15 protein-coding genes and 1 pseudogene are annotated in these 17107 nt (G+C 69.1%); 4 read left to right on the top strand and 12 right to left on the bottom strand.

Annotation, left to right across the window (positions count from 1 at the left end; genetic code table 11):
- The 10 genes and pseudogenes from GQ56_RS0129090 to hutH form a co-directional block, all read right to left on the bottom strand.
- A pseudogene (locus tag GQ56_RS0129090) lies at window positions 1-269 on the bottom strand (aminotransferase class III-fold pyridoxal phosphate-dependent enzyme); the annotation flags it as partial.
- Between the two features lie 37 nt (window positions 270-306).
- Window positions 307-1644 (bottom strand): glutamine synthetase family protein, encoded by a 1338-nt coding sequence (locus GQ56_RS0129085; protein WP_031402004.1) that lies wholly within the window; start codon window positions 1642-1644, stop codon window positions 307-309.
- A 12-nt stretch (window positions 1645-1656) separates the two neighbouring features.
- Window positions 1657-2463, bottom strand: a complete 807-nt coding sequence (locus GQ56_RS0129080; RefSeq protein ID WP_031402003.1) for a gamma-glutamyl-gamma-aminobutyrate hydrolase family protein — start codon at window positions 2461-2463, stop codon at window positions 1657-1659.
- Window positions 2464-3168: 705 nt separating this feature from the next.
- A complete protein-coding gene (gene hutG, locus GQ56_RS0129070) occupies window positions 3169-3966 on the bottom strand; it encodes an N-formylglutamate deformylase (protein WP_031402001.1) in 798 nt (265 codons plus the stop codon).
- Between the two features lie 59 nt (window positions 3967-4025).
- The gene (locus GQ56_RS0129065; RefSeq protein ID WP_031402000.1) at window positions 4026-5402 is read right to left on the bottom strand and encodes a formimidoylglutamate deiminase; all 1377 of its coding nucleotides are present in this window, start codon (window positions 5400-5402) and stop codon (window positions 4026-4028) included.
- A gap of 4 nt (window positions 5403-5406) precedes the next feature.
- A complete protein-coding gene (gene hutI / locus GQ56_RS0129060) occupies window positions 5407-6630 on the bottom strand; it encodes an imidazolonepropionase (protein WP_031401999.1) in 1224 nt (407 codons plus the stop codon).
- Window positions 6631-6634: 4 nt separating this feature from the next.
- Window positions 6635-7258, bottom strand: a complete 624-nt coding sequence (locus GQ56_RS0129055; protein ID WP_031401998.1) for a HutD/Ves family protein — start codon at window positions 7256-7258, stop codon at window positions 6635-6637.
- Between the two features lie 2 nt (window positions 7259-7260).
- Window positions 7261-8949 carry a urocanate hydratase gene (hutU, locus tag GQ56_RS0129050; protein ID WP_031401997.1) on the bottom strand — a complete coding sequence of 563 codons (1689 nt, stop codon included), beginning with the start codon at window positions 8947-8949 and terminating at the stop codon, window positions 7261-7263.
- Between the two features lie 39 nt (window positions 8950-8988).
- Window positions 8989-9684 carry a histidine utilization repressor gene (gene hutC / locus GQ56_RS0129045; protein WP_031401996.1) on the bottom strand — a complete coding sequence of 232 codons (696 nt, stop codon included), beginning with the start codon at window positions 9682-9684 and terminating at the stop codon, window positions 8989-8991.
- Between the two features lie 4 nt (window positions 9685-9688).
- Window positions 9689-11212 (bottom strand): histidine ammonia-lyase, encoded by a 1524-nt coding sequence (hutH, locus tag GQ56_RS0129040; RefSeq protein WP_031401995.1) that lies wholly within the window; start codon window positions 11210-11212, stop codon window positions 9689-9691.
- Between the two features lie 213 nt (window positions 11213-11425).
- Here hutH and GQ56_RS0129035 point away from each other — a divergent pair, with 213 nt between their 5' ends.
- Window positions 11426-12346 carry a glutamate/aspartate ABC transporter substrate-binding protein gene (locus GQ56_RS0129035; protein WP_031401994.1) on the top strand — a complete coding sequence of 307 codons (921 nt, stop codon included), beginning with the start codon at window positions 11426-11428 and terminating at the stop codon, window positions 12344-12346.
- A 21-nt stretch (window positions 12347-12367) separates the two neighbouring features.
- Here GQ56_RS0129035 and GQ56_RS0129030 read toward each other — a convergent pair whose 3' ends face one another.
- Window positions 12368-13123, bottom strand: a complete 756-nt coding sequence (locus GQ56_RS0129030; protein ID WP_031401993.1) for a 4'-phosphopantetheinyl transferase family protein — start codon at window positions 13121-13123, stop codon at window positions 12368-12370.
- A gap of 118 nt (window positions 13124-13241) precedes the next feature.
- Complete coding sequence (locus tag GQ56_RS0129025) at window positions 13242-14282, bottom strand: alpha/beta hydrolase family protein (protein WP_031401992.1); 1041 nt, start codon at window positions 14280-14282, stop codon at window positions 13242-13244.
- 350 nt (window positions 14283-14632) lie between these two features.
- Here GQ56_RS0129025 and GQ56_RS0129020 point away from each other — a divergent pair, with 350 nt between their 5' ends.
- The 3 genes from GQ56_RS0129020 to GQ56_RS46940 all read left to right on the top strand — a co-directional run bounded on the left by GQ56_RS0129020 (window position 14633) and on the right by GQ56_RS46940 (window position 17107).
- Window positions 14633-15574: a LysR substrate-binding domain-containing protein gene (locus GQ56_RS0129020; RefSeq protein WP_031401991.1), complete on the top strand. Its 942-nt coding sequence runs from the start codon at window positions 14633-14635 to the stop codon at window positions 15572-15574.
- Between the two features lie 190 nt (window positions 15575-15764).
- Window positions 15765-16994: an MFS transporter gene (locus GQ56_RS0129015; RefSeq protein WP_031401990.1), complete on the top strand. Its 1230-nt coding sequence runs from the start codon at window positions 15765-15767 to the stop codon at window positions 16992-16994.
- Window positions 16985-17107 carry a hypothetical protein gene (locus GQ56_RS46940; protein WP_031401989.1) on the top strand — a complete coding sequence of 41 codons (123 nt, stop codon included), beginning with the start codon at window positions 16985-16987 and terminating at the stop codon, window positions 17105-17107. Before GQ56_RS0129015 ends, GQ56_RS46940 begins: the two co-directional genes overlap by 10 nt.

Below are 17107 nucleotides of genomic sequence, written 5' to 3'. Positions count from 1 at the left end.
ACGTTCACGCACCACAGGCCGGCCATCCCGTCGATGATCTTGTTGCCTTCCGAGTCCCACAGATAGACGCCGTCGGCCTTCACGATCACGCGACTGCCGGCGCGGTTCAGCGCGCCCATGTCCGAGAACGGGTGGATGTGGTGCGCGGCGTCGAGCGCGCGGTATTCGGCGGTCGAGCGTGCCTGCGTCGCGCGCGGCGCGGCGGCCGGTGCGGCCGGTGCGGTCGGGGCGGCCGGCTGGACCCAGGCCGATTCGTTGCGGTAAGTCATGTTTCCTCCGTGATTCCGTAGTCGGTCGGGTGCACGCTCAGACGTGCAGCAGCAGATGGCGGCGTTCCCACGAGCTGATCACGCGGAAGAACGCTTCGTATTCGGTGTCCTTCAGCGCCAGGTAGGCCTTCACGAACTTGTCGCCGAGAATGCCGGCCAGCGGCGTGCAGGCGGCCATCAGCGAGATGCCCTCCTCGAGATTGCGCGGCAGCTGGTACGGCAGGTTGTAACCGTCCGACGCGATCGGCTCGGTCGGTGCGAGCTGCTGCGCCAGGCCGAGGTAGCCGGCGGCGAGCGTCGCGGCAAACGCGAGATACGGGTTGCAGTCGACGCCCGGAATGCGGTTCTCGATCCGGCGCGCGGCCGCGCCCGACTGCGGGATGCGGAAGCCCACCGTGCGATTGTCGTAGCCCCACTGCACGTTGATCGGCGCGGCCATGAAGCGCGACAGTCGGCGGTACGAGTTGATGTACGGCGCGAAGATCGGCATCAGCGCCGGCGTGTACTTCTGCAGCCCCGCGAGATAGCTGTGAAACATCGGCGACACGGCGCCGTCTTCGCCGGAGAACAGGTTGCGCCCCGTGCGCGCGTCGGCCAGGCTCTGGTGGATGTGCATCGCGGAGCCCGGCTCGTCCTGCATCGGCTTCGCCATGAAGGTCGCGTACATGTTGTGGCGCAACGCGGCCTCGCGCACCGTGCGCTTGAACAGGAACACCTGGTCGGCCAGCGACATCGCGTCGCCGTGCACGAAGTTGATCTCCATCTGCGCGGCACCGACCTCGTGAATCAGCGTCTCGATGTCGAGGCCCTGCATCTCGCAGTACTCGTAGATGTCCTCGAACAGCGAATCGAATTCGTTCACGGCTTCGATCGAATACGACTGCCGGCCGGTTTCGGCGCGCCCGGTGCGGCCGACCGGCGGACGCAGCGGCAGGTCGGGATCCTTGTTCATGTCGACCAGATAGAACTCGAGCTCCGGCGCGACGACCGGCTGCCAGCCCTTCGCCTTGTACAGGTCGAGCACGCGGCGCAGCACGTAGCGCGGCGAGATCTCGACCGGCGAACCGTCGAAGTGCACGCAGTCGTGAATCACCTGCGCGGTCGGATCGACCGCCCACGGGATCAGGCAAATCGTCGACGGATCGGGCACGCACACCATGTCGGGATCGGTCACGCCGGTCAGCGTGCCGTCCTCCGGATAGTCGCCGGTGACGGTCTGCACCATCACGGCCTGCGGCAGGCGCATCGATTCGCCTGACTCGAATTTGTTGCGCGGAATGATCTTGCCGCGCGCGATGCCGGCCATGTCGGGAATGATCGCCTCGACCTCGGTGATCCGGTGCTGCCGCAGGAATTCGCTTAGTTCGGGTTGCATGATCGGCCTCTGTCAGTCGATGTCGGATGCGGCCGGCGCCGGCGTCGCACCGCCGGCCGCATGAATGCGTTGCGCCATGCGCGCGCGGCACGCCGCGCCGAATGCCGCGAAAATGTCGCGCGACAGCGGCTGCTCCGCGTAGCGCCATTCGGGATGCCACTGCACGCCGAGCGCGAACGCGCGCGCATGGCGCACGCTGACGGCCTCGACCAGTCCGTCGGGAGCGCGGGCCTCGATGACGAGCCCCGCACCGAGACGCTCGATGCCCTGGTCGTGCAGCGAATTGACCGTCGCGTCGTGCGCGCCGCGCGCGATCCGCTGCAGCAGGCCGCCCGGCGCGAGTTGCACGACGTGCGCGGGGCCGTATTGCCGTTCCAGCGGGTCGCCGGGCTGCTCGCGATGATCGTCGAAGCCGGCCGTCGCGTGCAGCCGCTGATGCAGCGTGCCGCCATATGCGACGTTCAGCTCCTGCATGCCGCGACAGATCGCCAGCACGGGTACGCCCGCGTCGATCGCCGCACGGATCAGCGGCAGCGCGGTCGCATCGCGCGCGGGGTCGTGCAACGTGTCTGAACCGCTCGCGGCGCCGCCGTAACGATGCGGCTCGACGTTCGAGTAGCTGCCGGTAAACAGCAGGCCGTCGACCGTGTCGAGCACATCGTCGACCGGCTGGCGATCGCCGAGCGCGGGCAGCACGAACGCAAGCGCGCCGGCGCCGTCGACGAGCGCGGCCAGGTATTTCTCCCCCGCCGTGTGGTTCGGGTGCTCGCCGCGCAGGATGCGGTCGGCGGTGACGGCTACGATCGGGCGCGCGCGCATGGGCGTGTCTCCGGCAATCGCGCGCGACACGTTCGCGCGCACAACGATGAAGGTTCGCGCCTCCGCCGCACGCGCGCATCGCGATGCGACGCAGGCACCTGCACGAGCCCGCCGCGCGCACGATGCGGCGGCAGGCGGGGCGACCCGGAACGGAAACGCAACAGGACGCTAGGGCAGCAACGACGCGCTGCCGTCGCACTGCACCGCGCTGAACACGTGCGCGGTCACGAGATTGAAGCGGCGCAGGCCGCGATGGGACATGGCGAAGAAACGACGCTCTCGCAAGGGGGCGGCATGCGTGCCGCAATCAGCATGCCGGATCGGCCCGGCCTGAGGCGGCGCGCCCGCCGACGGACATCGCGTCCGACGTGTCGAAGGGCTGGCGGCTTTCACGATCGTACTCGACTGACTGATGAATGCAGGACACGTGTCGCGATGATGCGCATGCGGCAACGCCGCGCGGCGACACGTCGGCAAGCTGTCCCGCAGCGGCTTCCGGCGCGGTGCGGCCACGATCGATGGCCCGCCGCCGGTGCGCGCGTGACGGCTTCCTGACATTCAGCTTATATCACCTAAAAATTGCGTCAAATTTTCAGGTTTCGACGACGATAACGGGCGGACAACGATCAGACGAAAAAAAACGGCATCGATCTCCGGGATCGATGCCGTGTCGTGCATGGCGCCGGCATGCCGGCGGCCCGCCCATCAGCGATGCGCGAGCGCGGTTTCGACGAGCGTCTGCAGCAGCGGCACGATCCGCGCCGCATGCGTTTCGTCATACGCATACGGACGCGTCTCTTCCATGTAGGTGATCTGCGAGAGCTCGAGCTGCACGGCCTCCACGCCGGTGTCGGGCACGCCGTAGTGACGCGTGATGTAGCCCCCCTTGAAGCGCCCGTTCGCGACAGCCGTATAGCCGCCATGCTCGAGCACGCGGGCGGCCAGCGCCTCCGCGAGCCCCGGCGCCGCGCTCGCGCCGCTCGACGTGCCGAAGTTGAAGTCCGGCAGGCGGCCCTCGAAAAAACGCGGCACGTGCGAGCGGATCGAATGGGCTTCCCACACGAGCACCCGGCCGTGCTCGCGCTTCAGGCGAGCGATCTCGCGTTGCAGCGCGTCGTGATACGGCAGCCAGTAGCGGTCGCGGCGACGCATGATCTCGTCGTTGCCGGGCTGCGCATTCGCCGGATACAGCGGCGCCTTGTCGAAGGTATCGACCGGCACGAGCCCCGTGGTGTCCTGCCCCGGATACAGGTTCTCGTTGTCGGGCGGACGGTTCAGGTCGACGACATAGCGCGCGTGCGACGGCACGAGGATCGACGCGCCGAGGCCGGCCGCGAACCCGTACAGCCGCTCGAGATGCCAGTCGCAATCGTCGACGAAGCGCGCGTCGGGCGTCATCGTCGCGGCGATATCGTCGGGGATGCAGGTGCCTGCATGCGGAATCGAAATCAGCAGCGGCAGCGTGCCCTGCTTCAGCGTGAATACAGCCGGTTGTTCAGTCATGTCGCATCACCGTTGGAGGTCCGCCGGCGCACGCACGTGACGTGCGCCGGTTGCGCGCGTCAGCGCAGCAGTTGCGCCAGCGCGGCGCGGTAGTCGGCATACGCGGCGGCTTCGTCGCGATGGCGGCGGCCGCTCACCACGCACTCGCCGCCCGTATAGACGTCGAGCACGGGCGTCTCGCCGTGCTCGGCGAACACGATGCCCGACAGCCACGACGCGCTGCCGTGTTCGGCGATCGCGGGATGATCGGGATCGAGCACGAGCCAGTCGGCGCGGCACCCTTCGCGCAGCGCGCCGATCCGCCGGCCGCTGGCCTGCGCACCGCCCGCGAGCGACGCGTCGAACAGGCGATCGGCGACATGCGCCTGCGTGTCGCTCGCCAGCACGTTGCGCGCGCGGTGCACGAGCCGCTGCCCGTACTCCAGCAGGCGCAGCTCGGCGCGCCAGTCGACCGACGCGTGGCTGTCGGAGCCGACGCCGATCACGCCGCCCTGCGCGAGATAGTCGACGGCCGGGAACACGCCGTCGCCGAGGTTCGCCTCGGTGGTCAGGCACAGGCCGGCAACCGCGCGACGCTTCGCGAGCGCCGCCGTTTCGGCCGCGTCGACATGCGTCGCATGCACGAGGCACCAGCGAGTATCGACGTCGAAGCGATCGAGCAGCCATTGCACCGGGCGCGCGCCGTACGCCCGCACGCAGTCGTCGACTTCGGCCGTCTGCTCGGCGATATGAATATGCACGGGCGCATCGTCGGGCAGCCCGTCGAGCAGCGTGCGCAACCCGTTCTCGGACACCGCGCGCAGCGAATGCGGCGCGACCCCGTAGCGCAGCCCGCCATGCTCCGGCGCCGCGCGGCGCATCGCGTCGAGCAGTTCGAGCAGGCCGTCGGGCGTGTTGATGAAGCGGCGCTGGTCGTCGCGCGGCGGCTTGTTGCCGAAGCCCGCGAACTGGTACGACACCGGCAGCATCGTGATGCCGACGCCGGCCGAGCGCGCGGCATCGATCACACGCATGCCGAGTTCCGCGATCTGCGGATACCGCGAACCGTCCGGCGCATGATGCACGTAGTGGAATTCGCACACCGACGTATAACCGCACTTGAGCATCTCGACATACAGCCAGCGCGCGACTGCCGCGAGTGCATCGGGCGTGATCTTCAGCGCGAAGCGGTACATCAGGTCGCGCCAGCTCCAGAAGCTGTCGGCCGGATTCGCGCGGTATTCGGTGAGCCCCGCCATCGCGCGCTGGAATGCGTGCGAGTGCAGGTTCGGCATGCCGGGCAGCAGCGGTCCGGCCGCGCGTGCGACGCCTGCCGGCGCGTCGCTGTCGGGCGTGACGCCGGTCAGCGTACCGGCCGCGTCCCAGCTCAGCAGCACGTTGCGGCGCCAGCCGTCGGGCAGGTAGGCATGCTCCGCGAACAACATCGTATCGGTCATAAGGCTATCCATTCATGCGGCGAAACACGGTGGTGCCGCTGCGTACGACCTGCTCGCACAGCGGCCGGCCGATCCAGTAGGCGAGCTCCGACAGCGAGCCGACCGACCAGACGGCGAAATCGGCCTGGCGCCCCACTTCGAGCGCGCCGTGGCGATCCGCGCGGCCGAGCGCCGCGGCCGCATGGCGCGTGACGCCCTGCAGCACTTCGGGCACCGTCATGCGGAACAGCGTGCAGCCGAGGTTCAGCGTCAGCAACAGCGATTCGAGCGGCGACGTGCCGGGGTTGTGATCGGTCGCGAGCGCGATCGGCACGCCGTGCTTGCGCAGCAGCGCGATCGGCGGCAACTGCGTCTCGCGGATGAAGTAGTACGCGCCGGGCAGCAGCACGGCGACCGTACCGGCCGCCTTCATCGCCTCGATGCCGGCTTCGTCGAGAAATTCGAGGTGGTCGGCCGACAAGGCGCGATGGCGCGCGGCGAGCGCCGTGCCGCCCGCGTTCGACAACTGCTCCGCATGCAGTTTCACGGGCAGCCCGCGCCGTGCCGCGGCCTCGAACACGCGCTCGGTCTGCGCGAGCGAAAAGCCGATGCGTTCGCAGAACACGTCGACCGCGTCGACGAGGCCCTCGTCGGCCAGCGCCGGCAGCATCCGCTCGCACACTTCGTCGATATAGGCGTCGGCCCGGCCCGCATATTCGGGCGGCAGCGCGTGCGCGCCGAGGAAGGTCGTGTAGACGGTAACGGGGAAGCGCTCGCCGAGCTGGCGCGCGACGCGCAGCATCTTGCGCTCGCTCGCGAGGTCGAGCCCGTAGCCCGACTTGATCTCGATCGCGGTCACGCCTTCCGCGAGCAGCGGTTGCAGGCGCGCGGCGGCCTGCACGAACAATGTCGTCTCGTCGGCCGCGCGCGTCGCGCGCACCGTCGACACGATCCCGCCGCCCTGCCGCGCGATTTCCTCGTAGCTGACGCCCGCGAGACGCTGCGCGAATTCGTCGGCGCGCGTGCCGCCGTACACGAGATGCGTATGGCAGTCGACGAGGCCCGGCGTCACCCACGCGCCATGCAGATCCTCGCGTTGCCAGTGGGCATAGCCGTGCGGCAGCGCGGAGAACGCGCCGAGCCAGACGATCGTGCCGGTTTCGTCGACGACGATCGCCGCGTCGTCGATCGTCTCGTCGGGATGGCCGTGCGGACACAGCCTCAGGCGATGCCAGACAGTCGGTTTCATGCGTTCAGTCTCGTGCGCCGATGGCGAGCGATACGGCGAGCAGCGCGCCGCTCCCGCTCACGACGACGTCAAACGCACGCTGCGGCCCGTCGAGCCGCAGCGTGTCCATTTCCTTCAGTGCGTAGTGCGTGCCGTCGACGTCGACGCCGACCGCACCGGTCGCGCAATACAGCAGCACGGTATCGGCGCGCTCGATGCGGTGCGCGCCCGCGCGCCACACGTCGAGCGTGCCGCGCGCGGCCGAGCGGCGCGTCATCAGGTTGAAGTCGCGCGTCGCGCCTTCGTGCAGCGTCGCGTCGATCGCCGTCTCGCCCGCGAAATCCGCGCGGGACAGCGGCGCGTCGAGCACGTGGCGCGTGCCGTCCTCCGCGGCGAGCGTCATGCCCGCGCCGGACAGCAGCACGAGCGTGCGGTCGACTCCGTCGAAGCGCGAGAACGGCCCGGCCGTCCCGACGTCCGCGACGCTCACGCGCCACGCGAACGCGTCGAGCGCGGCGCCCGGCGGAAACGCGCCGATCTCGCGCGTCACGCCGCCGCCGTTTTTCCACGGCGACGCGACGAGATCCGCTGCGCGGATCAGCGCGGCGGCCGGCGTCGCGTGCGCCGGCGCCTGATCGAGCGCCGTCATGCTCAGCGGCCGAGCATCGGCAGCTTCAGGCCGGCCTCGCGGGCCGTCTGCTGCGCGAGTTCGTAGCCGGCATCCGCATGGCGCATCACGCCCGTCGCCGGATCGTTCAGCAGCACGCGACCGAGACGCTCGTGCGCTTCAGCCGTGCCGTCGGCGACGATCACGACGCCCGAGTGCTGCGAGAAGCCCATGCCGACGCCGCCGCCATGGTGGAGCGACACCCACGATGCGCCGCCTGCCGTGTTCAGCAGTGCGTTCAGCAGCGGCCAGTCGCTCACGGCATCCGAACCGTCCTTCATCGATTCCGTCTCGCGGTTCGGGCTCGCGACCGAACCCGTGTCGAGGTGGTCGCGGCCGATCACGATCGGCGCCTTCAGTTCGCCATTCTTCACCATCTCGTTGAACGCCTGGCCGAGGCGATAGCGATCCTTCACGCCCACCCAGCAGATCCGTGCCGGCAGGCCCTGGAACGCGATGCGCTCGCGTGCCATGTCGAGCCAGTTGTGCAGGTGCGGATCGTCGGGGATCAGCTCCTTCACCTTCTGGTCGGTCTTGTAGATGTCTTCCGGATCGCCCGACAGCGCGACCCAGCGGAACGGGCCCTTGCCTTCGCAGAACAGCGGGCGGATGTACGCCGGCACGAAGCCCGGGAAGTCGAACGCGTTCTCGACGCCCATTTCCAGCGCCATCTGGCGGATGTTGTTGCCGTAGTCGAGCGTGGCCGCGCCGCGCGCCTGCAGCGCCAGCATCGCGCGCACCTGGACGGCCATCGACTGCTTCGCGGCCTTCACGATGCCTTGCGGATCGACCTTTTGCGCCTCGCGCCATTGCGCGACGGTCCAGCCCTGCGGCAGGTAGCCGTTGATCGGGTCGTGCGCGCTCGTCTGGTCGGTCACGCAGTCCGGCGTGATGCCGCGCTCGACGAGTTCCGCGAACACGTCGGCCGCGTTGCCGAGCAGGCCGACCGACACCGGCTTGCCGGCGCGCTTCGCTTCCTCGATCATGGCGAGCGCCTCGTCGAGCGTCGTCGCCTTCTTGTCGACGTAGCGCGTCTTCAGGCGGAAGTCGATGCGCGTCTCGTCACATTCGACCGCGATCATCGAGAAGCCTGCCATCGTCGCGGCGAGCGGCTGCGCGCCGCCCATCCCGCCGAGGCCGCCCGTCAGGATCCAGCGGCCCGACGGATCGCCGTTGAAGTGCTGGTTCGCGACGGAGAAGAAGGTTTCATAGGTGCCCTGGACAATGCCCTGGCTGCCGATGTAGATCCAGCTACCGGCCGTCATCTGGCCGTACATCATCAGGCCCTTGCGGTCGAGTTCGTGGAAGTGGTCCCAGTTCGCCCAGTGCGGCACGAGGTTCGAGTTCGCCAGCAGCACGCGCGGCGCGTCCTTGTGCGTGCGAAACACACCGACCGGCTTGCCCGACTGGATCAGCAGCGTCTCGTTCTCCTCGAGATCCTTCAGCGATGCGAGGATCTGGTCGTAGCATTCCCAGTTGCGCGCGGCGCGGCCGATGCCGCCGTACACGACGAGCGCATGCGGATGCTCGGCGACTTCCGGGTCGAGGTTGTTCTGGAGCATCCGGTAGGCCGCTTCGGCCAGCCAGGTCTTGCAGACTTTCTCGCTGCCGCGCGGCGCGCGGATCGTACGTGTCGGATCGAGGCGGGGATCGATGTGTTTCGGATGGTTCATGACGACTGCTCCCGAAGGAAATTGATGATCAAATAGGAATCAGAAATGCCCGGTGAAGCGATAACGGCTGCCGGGATGCCACAGATTCGCCACCGAGGCGACGACGCCCTGCGACCAGGTGCGCCGATGTAAAACCAGACACGGTTCGACGTCGTCCATCCGCAGCTGCTCGCGCCGCTCCGGCGCCGGGGCCGCCGCTTCGATCCGGTACTCGACGCGCTGCAGCGGAGCCGCGCGCATCAGGTACTGGTTCGGCGTCGTGTTCGTGAAATCCTGCTCGGCGTAATCCGGCGCGACCGCCGGATTCACCCATCGTTCTTCGAGCTGCACGGGCTCGTCGTTCTCGAAGTGCAGCACCTGCGAATGAAACAGCCTTGCGCGCACGGCCACCTGCATCTCGTCGGCGAGCGCCTCGTCGGCGCGGATCGTGTCGAGGCCGAGCACGCTGGCGTGATACGCATGCCCGCGCGCGCCGACCTCCTCCGAGATGCTGCGGATCGCCACCAGCGTCGATTCGTACTTCGGCCGCGCAACGTAGGTGCCCGCGCCTTTCATGCGCGTGAGCACCTGCTCGGCCGTCAACTCGCGCAATGCGCGGTTGACGGTCATGCGCGCGACCTTGAACTCGCGCGCCAGCTCGTTCTCGGACGGCACCTGGTCGCCCTCCTCCCACTCGCCGGCGTGGATGCGGGCCAGGATGAAATCCTTGATCTCCTGGTAGACCGGCGCGCTCATCGGCTTACTGTTCCGATGCGAACGAGAACGGCGCCACCTTCGCGAACGCACGCTCGCCGACCAGCTTCGCGATCACTGCGATGTCCGGCGCGAAGTAGTGATCGAGTTCGTAGTGCGCGACCTTGCCGCGGATCGTTTCCATCACGGGCGCCAGCTTCGGGCTCGTGTGGTGCGGCGCGCGCAGGTCGACGCCCTGCGCGGCGGCCAGGAGTTCGATCGCGAGGATGTGCTTCGTGTTGTCCGCGATGTCGGCGAGCTTGCGCGCGGCGAACGTCGCCATCGACACGTGATCTTCCTGGTTCGCCGAGGTCGGCAGCGAGTCGACCGACGCCGGATGTGCGAGCGTCTTGTTTTCCGACGCCAGCGCGGCGGCCGTCACGTGCGCGATCATGAAACCCGAGTTCACGCCGCCGTCCTTCACGAGGAACGGGGGCAGGCCCGACAGCGTCGCGTCGATCAGCAGTGCGATGCGGCGCTCGGCCAGCGCGCCGATTTCCGACGCGGCGAGCGCAAGGTTGTCGGCCGCGAACGCGACGGGCTCGGCGTGGAAGTTGCCGCCCGACAGCACTTCGCCGGTGTCCGGGAAGATCAGCGGGTTGTCCGACACGGCGTTCGCTTCCACCAGCAGCACGTCGGCCGCATGGCGCATCTGGTCCAGGCACGCACCCATCACCTGCGGCTGGCAGCGCAGGCTGTACGGGTCCTGCACCTTGTCGCAGTCGCGGTGCGACTGGTTGATCGGCGAACCTTCGAGCAGGTCGCGATACGACGCGGCCGCGTCGATCTGGCCCTGGTGGCCGCGCAGTTCGTGGATGCGTGCGTCGAACGGCTTCACCGAGCCGGCCGCCGCGTCGACCGACAGCGCACCGGCGACGAGCGCGGTACGGTACAGGTCTTCGATCGCGAACATGTTGTCGAGGGCCAGCGCGGTCGATGCCTGCGTGCCGTTCAGCAGCGCGAGGCCTTCCTTCGCCTGCAGCGTGAGCGGCGCGAGGCCGGCGACGCGCAGGCCGTCGAGCGCGCTCGCGCGTTCGCCGCGGATGAACACTTCACCGACGCCGAGCAGCACGGCCGACATGTGCGCGAGCGGCGCGAGGTCGCCCGAAGCGCCGACCGAGCCCTTCACCGGAATCAGCGGCAGCACGTCCGCGTTGAACAGCGTGATCAGCGCGTCCATCACCTCGCGGCGGATGCCCGAGTGGCCGCGGCCGAGGCTCGACAGCTTCAGCGCCATCAGCAGACGCACCGACGAACGCGCCATCGGCTCGCCGACGCCGACCGCGTGCGACAGCACCAGGTTCTTCTGCAGCAGTTCGAGCTGGTCGTGCGGGATGTGCGTGCTGGCCAGGCGGCCGAAGCCCGTGTTGATGCCGTAGGCCGGCTCGCCCTTCGCGGCGATGTCGGCGACGGCCTTCGCGCCGGCGTCGATCTTCGCGAAGCTGGCCGGATCGAGCGTCAGTTGCACGGATTCGCGTGCGATCCGGCGCAGTTGCGGGAGGGTCAGGTGGCCGGGGGTCAACGTAATCATGTGAGCAATCCTGTCTAGACAAGTTCGGGATGGATTGCAGTGTAGCCATCGAAACTTGTCTAGACAACCCGTTTTCGCCGATTTCGACTCGGGAGTTTCCCTGATGCCCGGAACGGCCCGCCGGGCCCGCGCGCCGGCCTCTTTCATTAACATATGTTGCAGTAATTTTGTTTACGGCAACATATGAATCATCATTCGCCACGGAGACCCGCGATGCCCTTCCCGCCACGATCCGCCGCCCGGTTCGGCCGCCCCCTGCTCGTCGCCGCATGCGCACTCGCGTGCGGCGCCGCGCTCGCCGTCGAGCCGCTCTCGGGCACGCTCGAGACAATCCGGCAGCACAACCTGATCTCGATCGGCCATCGCGAAACGTCGGTGCCGTTCTCCTATGTCGATGCAAGCGGCAAGGTAATCGGCTTCTCGCAGGACCTGTGCGACCGCGTGATCGCCGCGGTGAAGGCACGCACCGGCAAGCCCGACCTGCAGGTGCGCTTCATCCCCGTCACGTCGCAGAACCGCATCCCGCTCGTGCAGAACGGCACGGTCGATCTCGAATGCGGCGTGACCACCAACCTCGCCGCGCGCCACGCGCAGGTCGCGTTCTCGACCACCTTCTTCGTCGCGACGACGCGCCTGCTCGCACGCACGTCGTCGGGCATCCGCGACTTCCCGGACCTCGCCGGCAAGACGGTCGTGACGAACCAGGGCACGACGTCGGAACGCCTGCTGCGCAAGATGAACGAGGACAGGAAGATGAACATGCAGATCATCAGCGCGAAGGACTACGGCGAAGGGCGCCTCACGCTCGAATCGGGCCGCGCGGCCGCGTACATGATGGACGACGTGCTGCTCGCGGGCGTGCGCCAGCTCGCCGCGAAGCCGGCCGACTGGCGGATCGTCGGCACGCCGCAGTCGTCGGAGGCCTACGGGTTCATGCTGCGCAAGGACGATCCGCAGTTCAAGGCGCTCGTCGACGGCGTGCTCGCACAGTTGATGAAGAGCGGCGACATCGACGTTCTGTACGACAAGTGGTTCATGAAGCCGGTGCCGCCGAAAGGGCTGTCGTTCGACTTCCCGATGAGCGACGTGATCCGCGCACGCTATGCGGCGCCGAACGATGCGCCGCTCGAGTGAACGCCGCGTACTGAAGTCCGCTTACGCACGCGACCACGCGACGCACGCGGCGTAGCCGGGCGCCGCGTCGAGCCACGACGCGTCGAACGCCGCGACGCCGGCGGCGGGCTCGGCCGGCTCGACGATCGTCGTCGCCGGCGTCGCCGCATCGCGCGGCGGCACGACCGCGAAGGCGCGCAGTCCGCCGACGATGCCCGTGCCGAGCGCCTTGAGCAGCGCCTCCTTCGCGGTCCACACCCGGATGAATTCGCTCGCGCGCATCGCGAGCGGCAGACTGTCGAGATACGCGACTTCGGCGGCCCCGCAGACTTCACGCGTCAGCGCATGCCAGTCGGCCGCCCGGTTGCAGCCCTCGATATCGACGCCGACGCGGCCCGCCGGCGCCCACGCGAGCAGCGCATGATCGCCTGCGTGCGACACGTTGAAGTCGAGCGACGAACGATGTGCGCGATCCAGCGACGGCCGCCCCGATGCGTCGATCGCGATCGCAACCGCATTCGGCGCGACACCGAGGGCAGCACCGAGCACGTCGCGCAGCGCGGCGCGCGTCGTGGCGCTGCGCACCGCATCCTCGTGCCGAATGAAGCGCGCGGCCCGTGCGCGTTCGCCGTCGCTGAGCGCCGCATAGGCGGGCGACGCAAGCGGCACGCGCCAGTCGAAGTCGACCCGCGCGATCCGCACGCCGGCGCGGGACGCCGCGGGCGGCACGTCGAGCGTCTGCATGCGCCACGCGCGAGGGGCGGTGGGCGGGATGGCGGAATCGGACGGAATGGACATCGGCACGCGGCAGCCTGGGCTGTGGAAGGAAACGTCCGATGTTAATCGATCGCAGCGGTCCGCAGCCGGTACGATCCGTGCCGGCAAGCGAATCGGCGCGGCGCGCCCGCGCGACGGATCATCCGTTCGCCGCCACGCCCGGCACGCCACTGCCCGTCGTACGTCCGCGCGACGCCGGGTGAAGTGCATGCACGACACCCGGCGCATCGCCGGGCAGCACGCCGTGCTGCAGCCAATACAGCGCGACAGGCCACAAAGCGTCGGTAAAGCGGCTGTGAAAAAAAGCGAAATGCCCGATCGCGTCGACGCCGATGTCGGCCGGCGCGATCCGCAGATGCGTGACGTGGCTACCCGTGTAGTAGCCGACCAGCCGCTCGATCGCGTCGACCGTGCCGAACGCGTCGTCGTCGAGGCCGATCGCGAGCATCGGCGCCGACAGTCCCGCGAAGCGCGCGGGCAACGCCGAGCGGCCCACGGCCCCGGCGTCGAGCACGCGGCCGAGATAGCCGTCCTCGAAACGCGCCTGCGAGCGCGCCCACGACAGCGCGATGCCACGCGGCGTGTCCTCCATCCAGCCGAGCCGCTTCGCGGGAACGTAGCCGAACACGGCCGCGAGCACGGGCATCAAGACATGCCACTTCCACCACATGCGCCGCCGCTCGGCCGGCAGGTAGTCGCGCCAGTACGCATACTGCGCACCGACGGTCACCGCATGCCGCACGTGCACGTTCGACGCCGCGAGCCCGAGCACGCAGCCGCCGATGCTGTGCGCGACGACGTCGAGCGGCTGGCCCGGAAACGTATCGCGTGCGTATTGCAGCGCGGCTTCGCAATCGAGTTGCCCCCAGTCGAGCCAGTTCGCGCGCAGCTTCGCGAGATGCGGCGGGCGCGACCCCCCCGTGCCGCGATAGTCGTAGACGAGCACGTCGCGCCCCTGCGCGAACAGCCAGGCCGCGAAGCGAAAGTAGTAGTCGCACCGCACCGACGTCGCGCAATTGATGACCGTCACGGGTCGCGCGGTAGTGCCGCTGCGATGGCGCCACACGTGGCCGCGCAATGCGTAGCCGTCGGCCGCGTGCAGCGTCACGGGTTCGGGCGGCAACGCGTCCGCCGTGCGACTGCCCTGCGCTGCCCCGTTTCGTTCGCTCGAAATCGTCATCCTGTCTCCTGTCGACCCGAGTTGGCACTTCAGTGCTTGCTCCGGTCCCATGCTTCGCGGTCCACTCGAGTTGGCACTTCAGCGCTTGCTCGAGTCCCATGGTGCGCGGTCAACCAGATTTGGCGCTTCAGTGCTTGCCCCGATCCCACGCTTCGCGGTCACCCAGAGTTGGCGCTTAAGCGCCGCCCCGGGCCCCATGCTCCCCGGTCGTGCCGAACGAATGCATCAGCCTCGGCTCCGGCCCCGCACATCGCCACCCGCCCCCGCACGCATCGCGCCCGCCTCCATTGAACTTGACGCATGCCATGTTCTCAACCAATCTTGCTGCTCCATTCGCATGAGTCACGCGCATGTCAACGCCGCTCGTCCGTCTCCCTTCGCTCGATCTGGTCCGCGGTTTCGTCGCCGTCGGCCGCCGCATGAGCATCACGCTGGCCGCGCAGGACCTGTGCGTCACGCAATCGGCGGTCAGCCGGCAGGTGCACGCACTCGAGGCGCATCTCGGCGTCGCGTTGCTGCAGCGCGGCTACCGGAAGATCGCGTTCACGCCGGAAGGCGAGCGGCTGTTCCGCGTCGCGGATGCGGCGCTGCACGGCCTGCAGGACACGGTCGCCTCGCTCGCCGCCGCGCGCGAGCGCCAGCCCGTCACGATCACCGCCAGCATCGGCGTCACCGCGCTGTGGCTGCTGCCGCGGCTCGGGCGGCTGCAGGCGCGCCTGCCGGAGATCGACCTGCGCGTCGCCGCGAACGACAAGGTACTCGATTTGCGCGCCGAAGGCATCGATCTCGGCATCCGCTATTGCCCGCGCGAGCGCGCGCCGGCCGGCGCGCTGCGCCTGTTCGACGAGATCGTCGTACCGGTCGCGCATCCGGCGCTCGCCGCGCGGCCGGTCACGAGCGCGGCCGCCATCGCCGACCACGTGCTGCTCGAGTTCGACGGGCCGCCGCAACCGCAATTGCAGTGGCGCGCGCACCTGCATGCGGCCGGGCTCGGCGACACGCGCCCGAAGGGCGTATTGCGCTTCAACCAGTACGACCAGGTGATCCAGGCCGCGATCGCGGGTCAGGGCGTCGCGCTCGGCCGGCTTGCGCTCGTCGCGCCGATGCTCGCGGACGGACGCCTCGCGGTGCTCGGGCCGCACACGCAGGCGCTGTCGGATGCGTACGGCTACTGGCTGTTCCAGCACGATCCGGCCCCGCGCCGCGAAGTCGCCGACGTCCGCGACTGGATCCTCGCCGAAGCGACCGAATGCGATACCGCGATGCGCGCGCACGACAGGGCGCCGGCGTAATCGGGCACCGGTGCCCCGCCTCGCCGCGACCGCGGCCGGACGGATGCCGCCGGCCACGCCGTGCGCCCCTCGTCGCATTCCCTGCACGCATGCCAACCTGACCGAATGATCGCTTGAGCGGCAACGGGCCCGATCGTCTAATCGGATCGAGCGCGGCCGTTTCGCCGCGCGCCTTCATCCGGAGACACGCATGACCCCGATCGAGCAGGAAGTCCGTCGCCGCTGGCTGCCGGTGCTGGCCGGCGGCCTGATCATGGGTGCCGCGCTCGGCATCCGTCACGTGCAGGGCCTGTTCCTCGCGCCCGTGTCGCTCGACCACGGCTGGTCGCGTGAAGCGTTCGGGCTCGCGCTGGCGCTGCAGAACCTGATCTGGGGCGTCGCGCAGCCGTTCACGGGGATGGTCGCCGACCGCTTCGGCTCACTGCGCGTGATCGCCACGGGCATGCTGCTGTATGCGGCCGGGCTCGTCACGATGGCGCATGCGGCCTCGACCGGCATGTTCACGGTCGGCGCCGGGCTCGTGATCGGCATCGCGCTGTCGGGCTCGGCGTTTGCGTCGATCTACGGTGCGCTGAGCCGCCTGTTTCCGCCCGACCGGCGCGGCTGGGCACTCGGCGTCGCAGGCGCGATCGGCGGGCTTGGCCAGTTCTGCATGGTGCCCGTCGCGCAGGAACTGATCGGCGGCATCGGCTGGCAACAGGCGTTCACCGCGCTGGCGCTCGTCGCGGCGCTGCTCGCGCCGCTCGCCGTGCTGCTGCGCGACCGGCCCGCGCGGGCGGCGACGGCCGCCGGTCCCGACCAGTCGATCCGCGAAGCGGTGCGCGAGGCGTTCGCGCATCGCGGCTTCTGGCTGCTGAACGCCGGATTCTTCGCGTGCGGCTTCCAGCTCGCGTTCATCGCGACCCACCTGCCGGCCTACCTGCTCGACCACGGTTTGCCGGCGCGCCACGCGAGCGTCGCGCTCGCGCTGATCGCGCTGACCAATGTGGCCGGCACCTATGCGTGCGGCCATCTCGGCGGGCTGCTGCGCCGCAAGTACGTGCTGTCCGGGCTATACCTCGTGCGCGCGCTCGCGATGGCCGCGTTCGTCGCGGCGCCGCTGTCGCCCGCGAGCGTCTACGTATTCGCGGCCGTGATCGGATTCACCTGGCTCGGCACCGTGCCGTTGACGAACGGCGTGATCTCGCAGGTGTTCGGCGTGCGCTACATCGCCACGCTGTTCGGCTTCGTGTTCTTCGGGCACCAGCTCGGCAGCTTCTTCGGCGTCTGGCTCGGGGCGGTCGTGTATGACGCGATGCACTCCTACATGCCGCTGTGGCTCGGCTCGATCGCGCTCGGCGTGATCGCGGCGCTGCTGCACCTGCCGATCGACGACGCGCGTATCGCGCGGCCCGCGGCGGGCAACGCGGCATGGGCATGATCCGCGCGGCGCTGGCCGCCGGCACGCTCGCGTTCGTCGCGTGGTGCGGTGCGGCCTACTTCGATTCGGGCGTGGCGTACGCGCTGCTCGAACACGTCGCGCTCTGCAACTGA

This window comes from Burkholderia paludis (genome assembly GCF_000732615.1).
GTDB classification, from domain to species: Bacteria; Pseudomonadota; Gammaproteobacteria; order Burkholderiales; family Burkholderiaceae; genus Burkholderia; species Burkholderia paludis.
This window is presented reverse-complemented; position numbering and strand designations above follow the sequence as displayed.